Source organism: uncultured Winogradskyella sp., from assembly GCF_947498005.1.
Lineage (GTDB): Bacteria > Bacteroidota > Bacteroidia > Flavobacteriales > Flavobacteriaceae > Winogradskyella.
Genome location: NZ_CANMIW010000004.1, coordinates 157,460 through 177,490, shown reverse-complemented (window position 1 = coordinate 177,490; position 20,031 = coordinate 157,460). Strand labels below are relative to the sequence as shown.

General features: G+C 32.9%; 14 protein-coding genes and 1 pseudogene. 2 read left to right on the top strand and 13 right to left on the bottom strand.

The window, feature by feature from the left end; translation table 11 throughout:
- Nucleotides 1-59: 59 nt before the first annotated feature.
- The 4 genes from Q0891_RS09015 to Q0891_RS09000 all read right to left on the bottom strand — a co-directional run bounded on the left by Q0891_RS09015 (nt 60) and on the right by Q0891_RS09000 (nt 3,214).
- Nucleotides 60-422, bottom strand: a complete 363-nt coding sequence (locus Q0891_RS09015) for a DUF6567 family protein (RefSeq protein WP_299100890.1) — start codon at nt 420-422, stop codon at nt 60-62.
- 273 nt (nt 423-695) lie between these two features.
- Nucleotides 696-1,361, bottom strand: a complete 666-nt coding sequence (locus Q0891_RS09010) for a response regulator (protein ID WP_299100889.1) — start codon at nt 1,359-1,361, stop codon at nt 696-698.
- Nucleotides 1,362-1,363: 2 nt separating this feature from the next.
- The gene (locus tag Q0891_RS09005) at nt 1,364-3,031 is read right to left on the bottom strand and encodes a hypothetical protein (protein ID WP_299100887.1); all 1,668 of its coding nucleotides are present in this window, start codon (nt 3,029-3,031) and stop codon (nt 1,364-1,366) included.
- Nucleotides 3,032-3,055: 24 nt separating this feature from the next.
- Complete coding sequence (locus Q0891_RS09000) at nt 3,056-3,214, bottom strand: hypothetical protein (RefSeq protein ID WP_299100885.1); 159 nt, start codon at nt 3,212-3,214, stop codon at nt 3,056-3,058.
- A gap of 352 nt (nt 3,215-3,566) precedes the next feature.
- Here Q0891_RS09000 and Q0891_RS08995 point away from each other — a divergent pair, with 352 nt between their 5' ends.
- Complete coding sequence (locus Q0891_RS08995) at nt 3,567-4,241, top strand: hypothetical protein (RefSeq protein WP_299100883.1); 675 nt, start codon at nt 3,567-3,569, stop codon at nt 4,239-4,241.
- 144 nt (nt 4,242-4,385) lie between these two features.
- Here Q0891_RS08995 and Q0891_RS08990 read toward each other — a convergent pair whose 3' ends face one another.
- The 7 genes and pseudogenes from Q0891_RS08990 to Q0891_RS08960 form a co-directional block, all read right to left on the bottom strand.
- The gene (locus Q0891_RS08990; RefSeq protein WP_299100881.1) at nt 4,386-5,273 is read right to left on the bottom strand and encodes a hypothetical protein; all 888 of its coding nucleotides are present in this window, start codon (nt 5,271-5,273) and stop codon (nt 4,386-4,388) included.
- Complete coding sequence (locus tag Q0891_RS08985) at nt 5,270-5,965, bottom strand: hypothetical protein (RefSeq protein ID WP_299100879.1); 696 nt, start codon at nt 5,963-5,965, stop codon at nt 5,270-5,272. Before Q0891_RS08985 ends, Q0891_RS08990 begins: the two co-directional genes overlap by 4 nt.
- Entirely contained in the window at nt 5,965-6,846 is an 882-nt protein-coding gene (locus Q0891_RS08980; RefSeq protein WP_299100877.1) for a FlgO family outer membrane protein, read from the bottom strand. Before Q0891_RS08980 ends, Q0891_RS08985 begins: the two co-directional genes overlap by 1 nt.
- Nucleotides 6,836-7,885 (bottom strand): hypothetical protein, encoded by a 1,050-nt coding sequence (locus Q0891_RS08975; protein WP_299100875.1) that lies wholly within the window; start codon nt 7,883-7,885, stop codon nt 6,836-6,838. Before Q0891_RS08975 ends, Q0891_RS08980 begins: the two co-directional genes overlap by 11 nt.
- Before the next feature lie 595 nt (nt 7,886-8,480).
- Nucleotides 8,481-9,926, bottom strand: a complete 1,446-nt coding sequence (locus Q0891_RS08970) for a hypothetical protein (protein WP_299100873.1) — start codon at nt 9,924-9,926, stop codon at nt 8,481-8,483.
- Nucleotides 9,927-10,034: 108 nt separating this feature from the next.
- A complete protein-coding gene (locus tag Q0891_RS08965; protein ID WP_299100871.1) occupies nt 10,035-11,612 on the bottom strand; it encodes a T9SS type A sorting domain-containing protein in 1,578 nt (525 codons plus the stop codon).
- Nucleotides 11,613-12,136: 524 nt separating this feature from the next.
- Nucleotides 12,137-12,499, bottom strand: a pseudogene (locus tag Q0891_RS08960) (hypothetical protein).
- A gap of 263 nt (nt 12,500-12,762) precedes the next feature.
- Here Q0891_RS08960 and Q0891_RS08955 point away from each other — a divergent pair.
- The gene (locus Q0891_RS08955; protein ID WP_299100870.1) at nt 12,763-12,885 is read left to right on the top strand and encodes a hypothetical protein; all 123 of its coding nucleotides are present in this window, start codon (nt 12,763-12,765) and stop codon (nt 12,883-12,885) included.
- A 206-nt stretch (nt 12,886-13,091) separates the two neighbouring features.
- On the opposite strand, the gene Q0891_RS08950 is transcribed toward Q0891_RS08955, so the two are convergent.
- A complete protein-coding gene (locus tag Q0891_RS08950; protein WP_299100868.1) occupies nt 13,092-14,096 on the bottom strand; it encodes a PorP/SprF family type IX secretion system membrane protein in 1,005 nt (334 codons plus the stop codon).
- 6 nt (nt 14,097-14,102) lie between these two features.
- Entirely contained in the window at nt 14,103-19,955 is a 5,853-nt protein-coding gene (locus Q0891_RS08945) for a PKD domain-containing protein (protein ID WP_299100866.1), read from the bottom strand.
- Nucleotides 19,956-20,031: the final 76 nt, after the last annotated feature.

Below are 20,031 nucleotides of genomic sequence, written 5' to 3'. Positions count from 1 at the left end.
AAAACAAAACCTTACGGATTTCCGTAAGGCTCTGCAAAGCATCTAATTAATAGCAAATATTATAGAAACTCAATTATTTGACCCGAGACAATTACTTTATATTTATTAAAGAAAAATAAAAACCCGCTAGTCTTTACTTCTACCAATTCATTAATCACAGTTCTTGATGCACCTTCCATCCCAGCTGATTGTAGCATTTTAGCTTTTGCTTCTGCAACTAAGCCGTTTTTAGCTAATCCACCGATACCAAAAATATAGGTCGCTGAGGCTTCTCCTTTAGCAATATTTACAACCTTAAAGTTATTTTCTGTCAACACCACTTCTGTAGTATTCTGGTTGTAATTTTGAGGTAATCCATAGTGCGCAGCACAACTTGTAAAGCACATTGAAACCACAATTAATAACATAGATAATCTTTTCATTTAATAAAACATTTATTGTTTGCCTACTTCTGCTTTAAGTCTGTTTTCGGCTTATTCCGACTTTCCATCGCGAACTTAAAACCAAAACAAAAGACTTCCTTACGGAAAACCTTAATGCACAAAAAAAGAGGTATTCAATTAAGAATACCTCTTCAATTATTTTAATTTCTACGATAGAACAATTTCCCTTACATCCCCTAAAAGTAGAAATCTTTCAAACTTAAAAACAACGCAATAATATTTTTTACGGCAATCCGTAAAAGACTATCTTTTTTAAATTAAACCTAAATCTTTTACCGTTGCCACTAAGTGTATGGCATTATTAGCCTTGAATTGAATACGAAGTTTATTTAATCGTTTCTCTATAGTACTTAAACTATTTGGACTAATAGCATTAGTTTTAAAACTATGACTAATTTCTTCTTGAGATAATCCATTAGACAACAGTTTTAGCAATTGAATATCATAGTCGTAAATTTCTAATTCGTTTTTTGGGCTAACGGCTTGCTCCACCTGCGGAGATAAATAACGATGCTGTTGTGCCACTGTCTTTATAGCTTCTTCCAATTGAATTGACCCCTTCCTATCCTTACACACATATGCATTAACACCAAATTGATTAACTAAAGATCTAACTTTTTGTAATTGATCTTTCATTGAATAAACGATTATTGGCAATTCAGTAAAATCTTTGCGTAACGCAGCAATTAAGGCTTCTCCAGATTCAAAATTAGCATTACGATGGTCTTTTTTAAAGGATAAATCTGTAATCACTAAATCATAGTCTTGTTGGTCTAGTGCTGCACGTTTCACTTTTAAAAAGGCATCATCACAGTACTGTACTACGTCTACAGTTTTAACCTTACAGTGTGCTAGTACTTGCTGAACGCTTTTAGTAATAGCATCATGATCATCTACAATTAAAACTTTCTTAAACATGACTAAATAATAATTTGGGTTTTAAATCCTTTATGAGGTTCTGTATCAAAAGTAATTGTTCCGTTTAGAGATTCAATACGGTTTTCCACATTTTGCAATCCTGTACTTTTATTTAAGTCACAACCAACACCATTATCTGAATAGGTTATAATGGTTTTCTTTCCTTCATTTTTAAACGTAAAAACCGCTATGGAAGCTTGGCTATGCTTTTTCATGTTTATTAATAGTTCTTGCAACACTTTATAGATGGTAGTTCTTTTCATTTTAGAAAATGATTCCCAATCAATATCAGCATTACCTTTGGCTAATACACTTGTAGAAGCATTACTAAAACTTAACACTAAATCTTTAATAACGTCTTCAAATAGATCATCGCCTTCCGTATAACCATGTTCTTTTGAAATGTCTCTTGTTTTACTGTATATATCTTGTAAATCATCTATGAGATGACTATTACTTAGTGGTTCACTTTCTAGTTTTGTCATAAACTGAAATACATCGTTGGCAACCTCATCGTGTATTTGCTTAGAAATTCTTGATTCAGTGTCATACACTTGTTGTATTTTTTCCTTTCTATGCTTAGATTTTAATAAGAAATATATAAAGATTGATAATAACGTAATAAAAGCACCTGCAATAACGGCAATGATAGTTCTCGTTTTCTGTTGCTCCTCTTTTAACTGACTTTCTAAAGCCTTTCTTTTAAATTCTGAATTATCATATTTTAAAAAAGCATCTTTGCTTGCACGTTCCTTATCTGCATTTGTTATACTATCATTAATCGTTTTATATGCTCTTGCATTGTAGTCTGAACTCAATTTAGTAAGCATACCTAAAGCATCATGCTTGTAAATAGGTGAATTGATATAATCTGCAAACTCTTGTGCTTTTATCGCATGATTTTCGGATTGCTTTACGCTATCAACAGCATAGTAATATTGTGCTAAATGTGCATAGCTCGTGTAGAGTGATGAAGTATCTTTTTTAGCTTGTCTTAATTCTAAAGCTGATTTCATTAAGACTAAACCTTTAGATCTATTGTCTAATAATGAATAAATAAATCCTAAATTATCAACAATACGAGCTACAGTAAGCGTATCTGTAAGTCTAGGTGAGATCTCATATGCTTTTAGTAATTGATCCTTAGCTTTATATAAATCATTGTCTTCTTTATAAAGGTTGGAGATATTATTATAAACAATGGCACTATCTTTTGCATTATTTGTTATTTCAAGAACTCTATCAAAAAGTTCTAATGACTTAGAAGTATTTCTTTCCTCATGATAGATCATACCAAGCAGAGTGTAAAAACTTTTTCTCAGTTGGTTATTCTTGCCATAATCTAAATTACCATCTAACAACTTTATGGCTTTTAAAGCTGAATTTTCGCTGGCTGTATAGGCGCCTTTTTTAAAATGTATACTAGATATATAATATAAGTCATTTAAGATAAACGATAATCTATTTTGCTCTGTTGAGTTTTCATAATGCTTTATAAAAAATGTATATGCGTTATCTAAGTCAGCAGAGTTTTGAGGCTTTAAAGCCATTTTAGAATAATACGGTAGACTATCTTTTAGTTGCTGAGCAGACACGGTCTGGTTGCAAACAAATGAATATATGCTAAAGACTAAATAAAAAAAGAGGAATGAACCCTTGTTTGATTTCATTCCCCTAAAATAAGAACTTAATTTTTATTTACCATCAACATCTTCTGGAGGTGGAGGCGGAATCTCTCCATTTTCACCACAGCATAACTGAGGCGTATTATCTTCATTTAAACTTTCTGGATTACAGGATAAAAAAACTGAATTGAGGAAAACCGTAAACAATATTACATATATTTTTTTCATTTTGTATTGTGTTAAAATTGAACAATAGTGTTGCTGTCCGAGAAATTCTCAGATGATTTGTTGCTCAGCAACACAGACTAATTTTGAGGTAGTAACCTCGGTTATGGGAAGTATGAAGTCGTGAAGTAAAACCTGCTCTACCTTCCCGAATATTGCAGCTATTTACTTTATAACTTCATTATAGAATTGAAATTCGCAAGTCTCATTGCGAGTGAGACAATTATCAATTCTATGTCAAATGAAAGGCTTATGTATTGGAACTAATGGAAATAAACTGGAAACTATTTGGAAAAGAAATTCCATGCGTTTTCCACAAAAAATTTAGTATTTTAAAATGAATAATACCAACTAAATGAATAATAAATTACTCATAAAAGCATTTGAAAAAGCGAAAGAAGAAATTAACACGGATAGCGTAGCTCCCAGAGCTCAGAAACTGTCAGACTTTATTTTAGAAGATAGTAAAGAGCCTTATGGTGCAAAGATTTTGAGAATAAAATTTAATTCGATTAAACTTGATCCTGAAACTTCAATTACTCTGAAAGATCATGCAAAAAATTCTTTAAGTCATTATTTAGGTTATAACGATTTTTTAGAGTTCTCGCATAAAAACCAAGACCCAAATTCTAATGATAAAAGTGTATCAAACAAATCAACTGCTCATTACAAAATAATTATTGCATGTTTAGTAATTACGCTTTTAATAGTTTCTATTTATCAATATACAAATAGACAACGTTGGATGATATGGGAAGGCACACGGTATGTTGAAGTTAATTTTGATTTAAAAACCTATGAAGTCAATAAATTAAAAATCTATAAGCAAGATCGAATAGACTTTTTTGAAAAAATTGTACCAAAATGTGAAGATGTTTTTTTTAAGAAAAATGGAGATGTGATTCTTTGGTATGGAAAAAACGCAGAAAAAGAAATAGAATATTTTACCGCTTTAGGCTTACATCCTGAAACAGGTAAATCACTTAAACCCATAACACAATATATGATTGACACACATATTTGCAATTAGAATATTACCATGATTAACCACATCTTAAAACAATAGGATTTAAAGACCATCAAAATTTAGATGATATTAATCTCATTTAGCTACCTATTATAGTAATTAATATTTTAAAAATTTTTAATTAATTATCAGATAGTTTAAAACATTTCAATTCTTATAGCCATAAAACCCTGCTATAAAAGGTATCAAAGATGCCAACGAAATTAAAAACGCAATACATAAAGATATACCCTTAAAAAAAGAGTCGTTTTCTATCTTGCTGAGGTAACTTAAAGCTATAGGATAACCAGAGTTTTCATCTCTTGGTCCTGGAGTTAAAATACGTCCTTCCTTTCCTATTACTTTGTACGCTACAGTCATTCCTACATTTTCATTAACTGTCGCAAAACCATACGCTTTACTTTGAGGCTCAATAATTCTAAACTCATCACCAATATTTAATTCATGGGTTGCCGATTTATAATAGTCATTACTTAAAAGTGATTTTCCAATTACTACTACACTACCATTTCTTAACAAGGCTGTAGGACTACTCAATGTTTCAAACGACACATTCCTACCTAACTCAACATTACCTGTAATAGGTACAATGTAACTTACACCTTCTAATACATTGTTTTCAATATTATCATACACAAACTCTATATAATCTGACGAGGGTTTTGAGCTTTGTTCATCAGACAAATATTTAAAATTACCAGCACTTTGTCCATTTTTTCCTTCTATCCGAATTGACATTGGTCCAAACCCAATACGCTGAATATTCACAGTAGAACCAACAGCAAGTTTAAAAGTGCCGTAAAAAACTCCAATACTATCAGTATCGCTATTATACATTACAGCATGTTTAATTGGTAATTCTGAATTTACTTGATCTGTAACTTCATATTCTAATAGTTCAGTATTTACTGATAGATTAAATGTGGTAGCAATAGGAATACTTAATAAAATGATTAAACTAATTGGAAGCACAAAAATTAGCACCATTAATATCCATTTCAAAACACGACGCTTGTTTTTCTTTTTTTTACTCAAAGCTTAATAGGTTTTACAATCATTATATGCTTCATAAAATTAGTTCGGTTGCCACGCCCTATTCGCTCTTTAATTATTAGTTTACTTGCTGAATTGTAATCCTTTAGCGGAATAGTACATTTTTTACTATAGGCTACTTTCGGAAACTCTACTGTGTTGCATTTAAATTCTTGGAAATCATTATCCTTTTTTTCTACAATTACTGAAGTAGGAACCATAGAATTCACATAAACTGATACACTCTTTGATTCAACTGTTTCGAGCCATCCGCTAACTAAATAAGCCACTACCTCTCCTTCACAATCCTCACTTAAAGTCGATAATATAACGACTTCATTTGCGCTATAATCTTCAAGCTCTGATTTGTATTTTGTAGGTAATACAAACTCTTGAATTCCTGATTTTAATTCAGAAATATCATAGTTGATATTAGCAGAATAACGACCATCTTTAGAGCTCAATTCTACACAAAGATTAACCGTTTCTGTCTCTGGTATCAACACATAAAATGAAGATGGATTAAAATCCTCTTCTTCTTGATCTAGCATTAATCCAACACGCACATTACCACTTACAGGTACTTTGTCTTGCCATTGTTCCCAATTAGCATCTAATCCTTTTTCATCTGGATAGGTTTGAGCAAATAAGATAGTAGTAACTAAAAATAATATTATGGTTGAGAACGTTTTCATTATTTAATAGTAAACGTTTTTTCGGCACAAGCTTCTACCATTATTTCACCTTTGTCCTCTAAGTATTTCATATACATAGACGGAATTATTCTAGCCTCAACACCTTCCAAATCGTCAGTAAATGTTTTAAATTTCACGATATAATATTCCGTTTCTTTATTAAATAACTCATAAACACATTTAGTTTTTCCTGCATCTATAATTATTGTCTTCGATATTTTTGTGCCTCTTTTTTGGTCAGCATATTTAAAATACCTAACAGCAACTATCATTTTTTCATTAGTAGTATTATGAAAACACAAACTACCTTTATCACTCTCACAATTACTAGAATTACCTGTTGTTCCTTTAGTTTTCGTCCCACCTGCATCATAACTCGTATTTGCTATATCTTTTAAATCATCACTCAATGGCAGCAATCCCATATTAGCCGCAAATTGTAATGCACTTTCTGTATCTAAGACTTTTACCCTAACTTTAACTTTATCTGCGCCTACCATAGAATACGTCCCTGTAATAATAGCATCAGCCGCCGTAATTTTACCAATCTCCTTTGCTGTATCGTTATCTATAAAACCCTCTGCATTTAACTTATGTTCTTTTAATAATAAATCTAAATGGTTGCGGTCAATAATCTCAAAATTATCTCCATAATTGGTGATATAGACTGAAAAATCCTCTGTGATATAATTCCCTAAAGCGGTTTGTTTACCGTTAGCTTCAAAAAAGCCCCAAACCGCAATTTTCTTTTTAGAATTTTCAGTGATTTTACTTGCTGTGTCTTCTGCTAATTTTTCGAGTTTAGAATCAAAATCTTGAGCTTGTATATTTGATATTGAAAATACTATTGATATTAGTAATAGTAGCGTTTTAATCTTCATAAATTTGATTTTTTAATTTAGTTAATATTGATTTAATAGCTTGTTCTTTTGCAGAAGCTTTTTTAAAACCTAACCCTTTTGTGTTTATACTAATCGATTTTATTAGGCTAGAATCCTCACTTAAATAGAGGCCACCTTCAAAAGTGATATAAACAAGTTGCATGTTCTTCTCATTGCTATCATAGGAGACTGACAACTTTCCTAAAAGCAATTGATCTGTTCCATTTTGAATTTTGGCAGACATGTCATCAAAAAAACTTCCATTAATTATTGCTTCTAGATGTTTGTTTATAAACTTAGGATCAGGCAATCGGTTAAGTAGTGTATAATTTTTTACAGTTTTTAATGTGGACTTAACGCGATTAACAATTGATAAATCCTCTGAATCCTTAACATTAATCTTTACACCCAGCTTAATTACTTTCTTCTCAATATCTTCTTCAATAAATGAAGAGACTGTTGTGATAATATCATCCCATTGATATATAAACCCATCAACTGATCCTTCTTCAATAGACATTAACATACCTGCAAGCGTTTTTTCTCCATTGTGCATAATATAAAAAGGGCTGCCACTCATACCCTTTTTGAACGTATGATTATTAGATTGTGGTGTAACCGTAAAACTACTTTGATCCTTAGAGGTAATATTTACATGAATATAATTAACGATGCCTAAACCATCTAAGTAAGCCACAAAGCCTGAGCTAGCATTAGCAATAGCTTCTTTATATACTTTGGACAACTTTAGTGTTTGATATTTTGATTTCTGATTATTTTCTTTAACACGCAGAATGGCTATGTCGTTTGTATATGTTTCTAATAATGTTGCTTGAGAATTTGATTTACGATTATCGCTTAATACAATATCATCAATAGAAGTGTCTACTACATGAGCTGGCGTCAATACAAATGACTCTCCCAACCTATCAAAACCTATACCATTGCCTATTTCTGAAGCCTGCACATAAATAGGTTCTTGACTATAACCGAACGTGATAAAACAATAATAAATAGTAAGAATTAAAAGTTTTTTCATTAAATCTACAACAGATATTTTAGTAGGCTTATTAAAAAAACTTAGTGTTTGGGAAGCTAAGCATCTAACGCTCAAAAGAATAATCAAATATAAATACTTATCTTGAAATATAAACGACTTATATCGAATATATTAGCTTTATAACACTAATTTTTATTTAGTAAGATTAGTTAACAACCATTAATCAAAAATCAAAATTTTGACTAATACTATAGTCAAAAATCTAATAATTGACATAATTCATAGTCGTTGAAATTGGTGTTAATTTAACCTATGACAACAAATAACGTCATCAAAGTAAAATACCGTTTTCAAATTAATTTTTTAGAAAAATTTATTTATTAAAATCTTTTATTTAACTTTGAATAACAGAAATTTTTAACCAAAAGTGAACACTAAACTGGCACTTTTTGCACACAATTAAGAATAAATTGAATTTTGTAAGTAATTGAAAAACAGATATTTACAAACCGATATAAAGCATTTGGGCGAAATTCATAACCCAGAGGTCACGAGTTCAAATCTCGTTCTCGCTACAATAAAAAAACCCAGAACTTTTGTTCTGGGTTTTTAATCTTCATATAAGTAATTCTGATTATCTAGCCGTTAAATTAAATGAAACAGTTCTCATGTTACCCGAACCTGAAAAGCGTTCTGCATAAATCTCTATATAATCATCCGTCTCTAACTCTACAGTTCCCACGACAGGTAAAGCCAAAATTCCAGATCCTGTATAATACCCATAAACCTTAGTTTCAGGTAAAACAACACCATTTTTAGCGATATATAAAATTAAAATAAAATCATCTGTAGATTGATAAGAAACTGAAGAAGCAACTTGAAAATAACGTGTTTTATGACCTTTATAAATAATTTTATTATCTCCATCTCTTGAAAATCTCAACAAATTATTTGAGGTCGTAATCCCGTTAACCTTTATTCTAGAATTTGTACCTGTACCAGTAAACGATGTTAACTCTCCACTACCTACATCGGCATCTAAATTAATATCTCCTGTAGCGGTAGCATCTGTTTCTAAAGGAAGACCAGGAGTATTTACGGTCCAATCTGCATTAAAATTATAACCTTCATAGCTTCCTACGCTATAACCATTTACATATCCTGAAGCGTTAGACGTTATACCAGAATATACTGTGCCATTTAAAATACCTTCGCCAACACTAAGCGCTGGATCACTAACATCTAATGCTACATCAGCTCCATTTACAGTGCTAAAACCACTTGCCTTTTGTATAAAACCAAAATGTCCTTCAAATGTTTCAAAAGTGCCACTGTTACTGCTCATCCATCCTTGCGTGTTTAGTAACAAGTTACCTATATTTGAGTACGTTATGCCATCTGCATTATTTAGAAACTGATTAATACTTGCAAAATAAAGTCCTATATCAGAGATTGAACCTACGCTCGTCGTCATTCCATCTACAATAATATTTTGAACAATTACAGTCGTAGCTGTAGCTATTCCTGGACCATTAATATTAAATGCTTTTGTTCCCTTTAGTGTTAAATTCCTAATACTTCCACCTGTATTACCTTCAAAAACAACACCTGTAGATGATAATATATCCTCACCTACGTCTTGTCCTGAAATATAAGCTCCGTTTAAATCAATAGGGTGTGTTAACAATATAGTTCCATTAATTTCATACAAAGTATTTGTATCTAACAAATAACGAGAACCACCACTTGCTAGTTCTGGAGCCAAGTCGTCTGCAGACTTAACTAATTTATAATTATCTCTTTTTCCACTCGTATTATCAGACATTTCAATCCACGACGTTGATGCGGTATTGTAATAGAAAAAACTTGTTTCATCTGTATCAAAAACTAAAAGGCTTTCTGCCGGACTTTCAATCGCAAGACGCTCTAAAGTTGTCATTCTAGGCGCCAACAGTCCTTGTGAAGTTGAACTTAAATCTAGTAACGAGGAGGCATCTGGAGATTCTGTACCAATACCTACTTGTGCATAGGATAAACTGGTAATCAATAAACTAATTAAAAATAAATTAAAATTTCTCATGGGTTAGGGTTTGAGAGGTTAATGAAATTTATGGATGATTTTTTAAGACACCCTTTAGATAAATGTCACATTACCTTTATTAAAATATAAAATGTTTGTTTTGTGTTTTTAACGAAGAATGACTTTTTCGGTTTGCTCGTGCATAATATTAGACAGTTTCACAACATAGATTCCACTGCTAAGGTTATTAGTTCTAATAGAATTTAAATTAGAGCCCTCCTTTAAATTAGTTTTATTAACTAACCTACCTTGAATGTCATAAATAAATACTTGAGAATCTGCGAATAGCAAACCTCTTATATAAACGGTTTGGTCTTGTGCAGAGATATATAAATTTTTACCTTCTACATCATCTATGGAAAGTGCGTCAGTTCCTAATCTAAGAAAGAAACGACCTGTACCGTCTATATTTGTTTGTGGCACAAAGCTATAGTTCTCGTTGTTAAGCAAAGTAAATGTATTCGTAAGATTATCTTCTAGGTACACATCATAGGTATCAGGTAATGTCATAGAATCGATACTAAATGTAATCTCTTCACCTTGATTAGCTTTTAAACCTAAAGGAATAATAACGTTATTTTGACTATCAAAATCTAGACTTTGAATGGCCATATTTTCTCCTGTATTATTTTCTACAAGTTGAGAATACAACAATAAATTAGAGCTAAGTCCGTCAAAATTAGCTGCATCATATCCTGGATCCAAACCTCGCGTAGAATTTTCGTTAAAATATATTTCTGTAGCATACTCGGCAGAATTATTTACGACCTTTAAACGTAACATTTCGTTCGTACTACTACTTCTTCCTAAAACAAAATCGTCAGTACCATTAAAAGATCGCATTGCCATAGTAAAACTTACTTGTCCATTGAGGTTATCAGGATTATTAGCCACTAAAAAACCTTGACCAGGCGCTATAATGCTATTACTGTTCGTTAAATTATTTATTACGGTAAAGTTACCAAACGAACCAGGACCTTCACCAACATAAGTACCACTATTATAACCATAAATAGCTGTTGCACTTGGGTTTAACACTGCTGCATTATGAGATAAAAATTGAAGCGAATTTAAATATGTAGGATAGGGATTTCCTACCAAATTCCAACCATTAGCATTCGATGAAATATCTACAGACTCTGTAAGTGTAGATACCAAACCTGTAAAGCGCACAGTTTGCCCAGAGTGACTTGCAGCTCTGTAACCTACGCCTCTTCTTATCTCAACATTTCCATCTATAGCTGTATCAAAGTTCTCATAACTTTGAGTTGAATTATTATAAGGTCCAAAAGCATACATTGTTTCTAATGTCGGTGAATTTGGAATAATGCTAGAATTAATGGTTGTTCCATCTGTATAACCCAAAAAATCATTAACCGTGACAACTCCTGATGTTTTCACAGGCATTGAGATTAAATCATTTCCTCCATTCATCCCTAAAGTTCCTATAATGTTGATATAACGATCATAGTTCACAACAATTGAAGGATCTAAGTCTTCATTGAGAAATAATGTTGAAAATTGATTTGAAGTTGATTTTAAATTAATCTGATCAGTAGAAACAGTTGTTGCTACAGACACATAGACTGGTGTACCTGCACTGACATGCATAGTACTTGTTAGGTCTTGGGCATTGGTAACTAAACCAATAACCAACGCTAACAGCGTAGGATAATATATTTTCATTTTTATGAGATTAGGGTCATGCAATAAACACATTAATTCTAATTAATTAAAATTTCGTCATAAAAAATCGTTGAAATATTTTGTTTTTTTTCAGGTTAAAATGAATAAATTTGTAGGACATTTCCACAACTATATTCAACTTATTATGTCATATTGCTATACTAATAAAAATTTGCAAAAGGCCTGAATAACAATACAGAACACATAATATAATGTAGTGAAGTAGAAAAAATAAATTAAATCAATCGATAATTAAATCGCATTTGTAATGAAAATTAAACGTAATACTAGAATCTCTAATTTGTAGTACAATTAGCACAAATAAAATTTAAATATTAAGTTTTATTTTCTTACAAATAATTACTTAATCTCGTCAAAATACGCGTTTAAAGGTCTTTTATCCGTTAGTTAACCGATTAATTTCTGGACAAAACAGCCAAATTCAATATTTAATTGGCATCATTTAACAAGATTACTTTCTAATAAATTGAAAGTCAGCGTTTGATAATTATAGAAATTTTTGTTTAATTCAGAATTTCACTCGATTTGGTACCAGTTCTAAAACAACGTTCTGTACCAATAAACAAAGGATTACCGTGCTTCTCTGACCAAAAGCCATCTAAAACATCTTTAGTTAAGCACCTATATACTGCAACGCCTTTGTAAATTTGGTTGTCATTACCCTCGTAGAAGAAATTAATTACAAGGATATTATCTTTAAAAAAACCAGTGCCTATTTGCTCTTGATCCTAATTTATAAGCCACTTTGCATTGAGTCTATTATTTTCATTTAATGATAACTTTAATGTTCCCTGGTAAGCCATACCATCTTCATTCTGGTTGCTACCTTCTATTGTGTACGTGCCTACAAGATCTGTTATGTGCATTATATTTAAATAATATTTTACACAAAGCTAGCTCTTATTTTACAAAAATCAATTTTGAATTAGAGCACTAGAAATTAAGACCTCAAGAATATAAGATCGATAATGTTATGGAGACTTTAAAATAAACTAGATAAACATAAACGTATCCTCATCTTTAGAGAACGCCTTAGTAATTAAAGTTTTTGGCTTTGTGTTTTTTACCTTTTGTGAGTTTTGTACTCTACCGATGGATAATTTTTGAAGTCTCTTTTTAAAGTTTTGTAATGGTTTCATTATTAATAGCATTTAAGAATACTAAAGATACGTCTAAAACCTATACTTTGGATGTTTCAAAAACCATAAAAACCACTACAAACCAACAACTTAACATTCAATTAACATTTTAATACCACTGTCTAAACATTTGAGCTAATTTATTCTAAATCTTAAATAGTTTCGACAGCCTTTCTGAGATTTTCATTCTTGATATATTATTGGGAGATTGTAAAATTCATGAGGACTTCAAATAGATACCCTCAATGAAATTTATAGTTCAAATTTGAACAATAAATTTCAGTCTATTGTTATTTGTTATACATCAAAAAACAGATTTCTATCGCTTACGACTACGATCCGTTGGGCAATTACGACAACGCGACATATAGGTAACAGAAAACTCATAAACACCATTTGTTCGTCCGATTTTTGAGATATTAGCATCGTAGGATAATCCAAATCTAAAGCTAGTATACTCTAAGCCAATAAAACTATTTATAGAGGTTAACAAATGACTGTTAGAATCGTTTTTTGCCGGATTTGTAGCCGCAGTTATTCCTACTAAAAACTGATTAACCTGAAACAGCGAACCTATATCTAATCGATTATATTCGCCTTGTTGCATATAGTTGGCTGTCATCATTACTCGGTAATCATTAAGAAAAGGAAAACGGTAATTACCATGCACTGAATAGAAAATATCTAATGGCACGTTCTGGTCTCTTATAAATGAGATATTAGGACGGTTAAGATGTTTCGCAGAAAAACCAAACCAATACGTATAATCATTCCGAGCGTTTTTCTCAAACACAACACCTCCTGTAACATCAAAAAACATTACATTTTCAGTATTTGCACCAAAAGGATCAACCGAATTAGGACTTATAACACCTGTATTTATATTAATTTGATCTGCTAAAGTTAAACTTCTGAAGCCAACATCTTTAAGACCAAAACCAACCTCTAATGCTGGTCTAAAAAACCAGCCACCATTTAGATTAACACGATGCATGTAGTTGATATTAACTTGATAAAAGTTATAATTGCTGAAGGATTCGTTTTGCCACATGGCATTAAAACCAATACCACTACCAGAACTATTTCTGTTTTCGTAAGATTTATTAATAAAAAAATATTGCGTACTAACTTTAAGGTCCAAATTTGGCCATTGCGTTCTACTTAGTAATCCAGCACTGACTCTGTCATTATCTTCAAAACCCGTAAATCCTGGATTTAAGGTTTCTTGTATATAATTAGATTGCGTAAATATTGGATCTTGCGCTTGTGCAGTATACCCAAATAAAACCACTACTAAAATGGAAATCGTTGTCTTTATTGTCATTCGGTTCTATTTGATATATATAAATGCGCCTTGTTGTTTTACCTCGTTTCCGTAAAAGGTTTTAGCAGAAAAAGTATAATAATAATTTCCGTTTTCGGCTTCTTCTTCTTTTACCATACCATCCCATCCTCTCAAAGAATCACCTTTTTCATTATATATTAAACTTCCCCAAGTATCATATACGTTAAGCTCTAAACTACTTAATCCTACAAATACTGGTGCAAAGAAATCGTTGATTCCATCATCGTTAGGAGTAAACGCGTCTGGCACTACTAACTTATAACCTTCCTCTATAACTAAGGTTATAATTTGCTCATATACACAACCATAAGCATAGGTTACGGTTTGCGTGACTACATAACTTCCTGGTGTATAATACGTATGCGTTGGGTTTTCTTCTGAAGAAAAACTACCATCACCAAATTCCCATAAAATACTTTCAAAATTTCCTGTTGAAGTATTCGTAAACTCAATTGGATCTTCAATGGCGTATAAACCATAATTTAAATATCCAAAAGATGATGTCGTAAAACCAGGATCTCCAAAGACACCAATTTCTACATTAAATGTATAATTAGCTGTACAGCCTAAACTATCTATAACTTCTAAAACCACTAAGCCATTGGTGTCTGTAGACATGAATTCATTGTTGAGTCCACTTACGGTTCCATCAGACCAGCTGAACTGAAATGGAGGAACGCCTCCACTTGCCATAGCCAAAAACGTTTGATCTATTGTAGCAGAATCGCAATCTACATCCACTTGGTCAATAACCTCAACAAGTAAAGGATCAAATCTAGTCACATCCCAACTGCCCTCTATTTCACAACCATTAGCATCCGTAACTGTAGCGACATAAGTATTGGGAGGAACGTTACTTAAATCTTCAGTGATGTCACCATTACTCCAAACCACACTAAAAGGAGGTGTTCCACCTTCTATTAACAAATTAATGTCACCACTATTAGTATCATCGCAGTCTAAAGCATGTGAAATATTTGCAGACAAACTTAGAGGCACAATATCAAAAATGGTAAAACTCTCTTGAATTTCACAAGGTGTCCCATCAATAATGGACACCGTATAAGTTCCTGGCGCCAAATTATTTCGTTCTGTACCTGCAACAAGATCATCATCCCAAACCAAAGTTACAGGCTCCATTCCACCAACAAAATTAAGCGCAATACTTGCATCATTTTCGCCAGCACAAGTCATTTGTGATACAACAGGGCTTATTGAAAACTCAGGTGGTTGCTCAATTATTACTGGAAATTGACGCTCACAGTTTTCGGCATCCGTAATCGTTATCGTATAAGTTCCACCAGATAAATTAATCTGACTCATGCCTAATCCAAAATTACTCCAAGCCACCTCGTATGGTGCAATTCCACCCGAAATTGAATTTATAATTATAGAGGCATCATTGTCGCCATAACACTGCATTTGTGTTACCGTTAAGTCTACTTCTATTTGTGAATTCTGAAGGATTTCTACTTCTATATCGTCCGTACAACCAGAATTATCCGTAACTGTTAGGTTATAAATACCTGCAAATAGTGTATTTATATCTTCGTCTGTACTTGTAAAACCATTAGGTCCTGTCCATACATATGAGTAGTCTGTTCGTCCACCAACAACATCTACCAAAACACTTCCCGTCGCATCACCAAAGCATAAAACATCTGTTTTAGTATCTAAAGTGACGTCTAATACATCTGGCTCTACAATTACAAAAGTCATGGCAATAGGACCACAGTTATTAGCATCTGTAACCGAAATATCATAAGTACCTGGCCCTAGATTGTTTAAATCTTCATCGGAAGAAAAAGGTGCACTATTCAATGTCCAAGTATAAACATAAGGTAAAACACCTCCCGAAACATCAATTGAAATTTCGCCATCATTAGCATTATAACACGAAATAGTTTCCGGATCAAAATTAACAGCACTAAATACCAATTCTTCTGGTTCTGTTATTTCGAAAGATTCCGTAAACGGACAACCACCATCATCTTCAATATTTAAGGTATATGTCCCAATTTCGAGATTAGTAATATCTTCATCTGTACTTGAAAAACCATTAGGACCTAACCAAGAAATCGTGTACGGATTACCAGTTGAAAATGGAATACCGCCAACAATATCAATAGCAATTGATGCTGTATTTACCTGATAGCATAAATTATTAGTTACGCTTGATGACACAGCTATTGAAGGATTAACAGTCACTACCATATTGAAAGTTTCACCAACGCAATCGCCAGAAACTGGCGTAACGACGTAGGTCACTGTTGAAGGGTTTGTTGTTGTATTTTCTAAAATTTGAGAAATAGTTGATACAGCTGTTAATTGTTCTGAAGCTCCAATTATTGTGCCTGCAGGACTAACCGTTGGTTCAGTCCATGTGCAAGTCGTATTGGTTGGCACAATATCTCCTGTATTACTCGTATCTGGCATAAACACAAAGGCATTGCCGCTACAAATTAATGCCGAAGAGTCATCAATAATTGGTGTTTCATTAACAATAATCTCCGCAGTTTCTGACACAATTTCTGAACAACCACCTGTACTAAAATTTATAATAACATAATAATATGTTGAACCTACCGTACTCACATCTGGACTATAAATTGCAGAAGTTGCACCTGCAATGGCAATACCAGATGTAGGATTGTCGGTTGGTGTCTGATACCATTGATAGGTAGCTGAGCCTGCACCATTGGTGTATGACACAAATAAATCTGGCGTTGTTTCTCCTAAACACAATTCATCTAAAATAGGTTGCGCACTAAATTGAGCACCTGCACTAATTATAAGTTCTGCCGTTGCACTGGTAACTTCACAGCCAGAAACATCTTGCGTTACAATACAGTAATAGTAGAATGTACCTACCGTATCTGTTGGAGGCGAATAAGTATTTCCCGTTGCTCCCGATATATCTGAACCAGATGTTGTATTATTTGCAGCACTTACATACCATTGGTAAGACAAAGTACCTAATCCACCAGAAACGGTAACCTCTAAATTTTGGGCGTTAGAATTTTGACACAAGCTCTGAGTAGTTATTGGACTAGTTGTAATTTCAGGGTCGTCAACTACAACAATTTCTGAAACTGTACTTGTTAAAGCCGAGCAACCGTTGGCGTTATAATTTGCTTCTACATAATAATAATACGTACCAATTGTATTAAAAACAGGTGGTGTAAATGCCGCATTTGTTTCTCCTGAAATTAAAGTTCCTCCCGAATTACTATTTACATTATTCGAATACCATTGAAATGTTGGTGCTTCTGGACCTCCTGATACAGAAATTTCTAACACTTCTGAACTTCCACCTATACAAAGCGATTGCGTATTTAGTGGTTGTGTATCAATCTGTGTAAGACCTGTTATTTCTATCTCAGCAGTATCTGAACTTATTTGAGAACAACCACCTGTCGAAAACGAAATAACAACATAATAATACGTTGTACCAACTGTTGTCGTTGGTGGTGTATACGTATCTGATGTTGCACCAGCAATGGCCGTTCCAGATGTGGTATTATTTACAGAATTCTGATACCACTGATAGTTTGGCGTACCAGAACCATCAAAAGCGACCGTTAAATCATTAACGACACCATTTTGACATACCGAATCTGAACTTGGCTGAGTGGTAATCAATGGTGCAGGAATAACAACAATTTCGAAATCTAAAGGATCCCCTTCACATCCATTAATCTCTGGAGTAACCGTGTAAATTAATGAAATATTATTCGTTGTAGAATTTACAATCGTTTGTGAAGGAATAGAATTCGATGTTCCACTAGAAAGATAACCAGTTAATCCTGAAGGACTATTAGACACCCTACTAAACGTAGTTAAAGGGTTATCTGCTGTTAAATTTATTTCTGTTGTTGACGCACCAGAACAAATAGTCTGTAAAACATCTGTATTTGTTATACTAGGAGAATCATTAACAGAAAAATCTTCAGTTACAGTTGTTGTACCACAAGCGTTAGTTATACTAAAAGAAATGGTGTAATCACCAACTGTTCCGTAATCTATTGTTCCTGGGTTTAATAGATTTGAAGTTGAAGGTGTTCCACCAGGAAAAGACCAACTGTATGTTATAGTATCTGATGTATCTGCACAAATTTCTACCGTTGCAACCGGGTTTATACTTGCCGCTCCACAAACATCGTCAACCTCATTAATGATTGCTGTTGGTGGTTGCCTTACTTCAATAAATTGTGATGTTGAAAAGTCGCCACAAGAATTAGTTGCCGTCATCACTAGTTCATAAGTTCCAGCTGTATCAAATTGAAATGATGGACTGGCTGTGGTTTCATCCGTTCCATTAGTATAAGCCCAAGTTGCTGTAGTTCCACAAAATTCTGAAGTATAATTTACTTCCCATAAATAAGTTGGCGTTACACAGCTATTAGATTCGTCTGTAGTATTAGTTGTATTTATTTCAAGCGGAATACAGCCTTCAGAAACATTTGTTGAAAACATAGGAACTAAATCATCTTCTACACAAATGGTTCTAATGATATCATCCATACCACAACGATTACCTGTTCTTAATTTCACTTCATATGTTCCAATCTGAGTAAAATTAAAACATATATTATCAGAGCCGGCTAACCAAAGACTAGGATCGCTACTTCCAAAATCATTTCCCATTGAACCACTAGACACGGTAAAACCTGTTGCAGGTGTTACTTCCCATATAATATTAGGGCTGGTATCACAAGAATTACCTAATCCATTATTTTCGTCACCTATAGATGTATTTTCAAAACATGCTGGCTGATTTGTACATACAACATCATCACCAGTAAAACTAGCTTCTGGAGCAATAGAAACATAAATTGGTACTACACCAACTGAAGATGTGCTACAAGGATTAGAGGCTACAATAATTGCCGAAAATGAGTTTTCATAAGTGTTAGTACCATCAGAACTCGTGGTATTACAAGATGACATATCAAACGAGTGTGTGACACTAGCTGGAGGCGGATGACTAAATACTTCAGGAGCAGAACCGTCATTAAAAGTGACAGTATAAGTCGTTCCTGGTGGATTATTTTCAGTTCCCGTTATAGGAAACGTTAAAGGGTTTATATTACAAATATCTGTATTACCAGGATTACCTAGCGACACTGCTGGATTAGAACCAACAAAAACTGTGTAATCGGTAACCGTATCACAGCCATTACTGCCTGTTATGGTATAGGTTAAATTATAGATACCTACGCCATAACTATGCGTTGTACTAGACCAATTGTTCGCAGTAAAATCTGGTGAACTATCTCCCCAATTTATGGTGTAACTCGTATTAAGTGCAGGTGTAGAAGATAAATTTGTAAACGTAAATTCTGAACCTGAATTAATACATTGCCTAAAAACTGGCAAGCCATTAAATGTTGTACCAGAACCTGTACCTCCTAAATTTCCGTCTGGTGATTGAATAACCGTTAACTGTACACTTTCGTTTATATTTGATATTTCTGGTACATCATCCTCAACACTTACTAACGTATAAGTTACTGTACCAACGTTACTAATGTCTGCAGCAATATTTACCGAATCGTTTGTTCCTGTTGTACTAACTGTTTGAATAGCTCCTCCATTTACGCGGTAACTAAAAACATAAGGTTGTGTACCTGCTGAGCCTGTGAAGGTAATTTGTGGCGCTAGCTCTTCATTTTGACAGACGGTAACACCACCTCCACTAATTGTAGCACTTGGTAATAAATTAGAAGATTTTATAATGTTTGATTCTTCTGTTACCTTTTCTATAATATTATAAGCACCTAATAGTCCAAACACAAGACCAATGACTAATAATAGGCTATATTTTATTTTCCCCATAAATATATGATAGCTAATTATTTAATAAGCTTTGAATGTAATAAAATCTAATATTGAAGACATCAAAATCGCATGT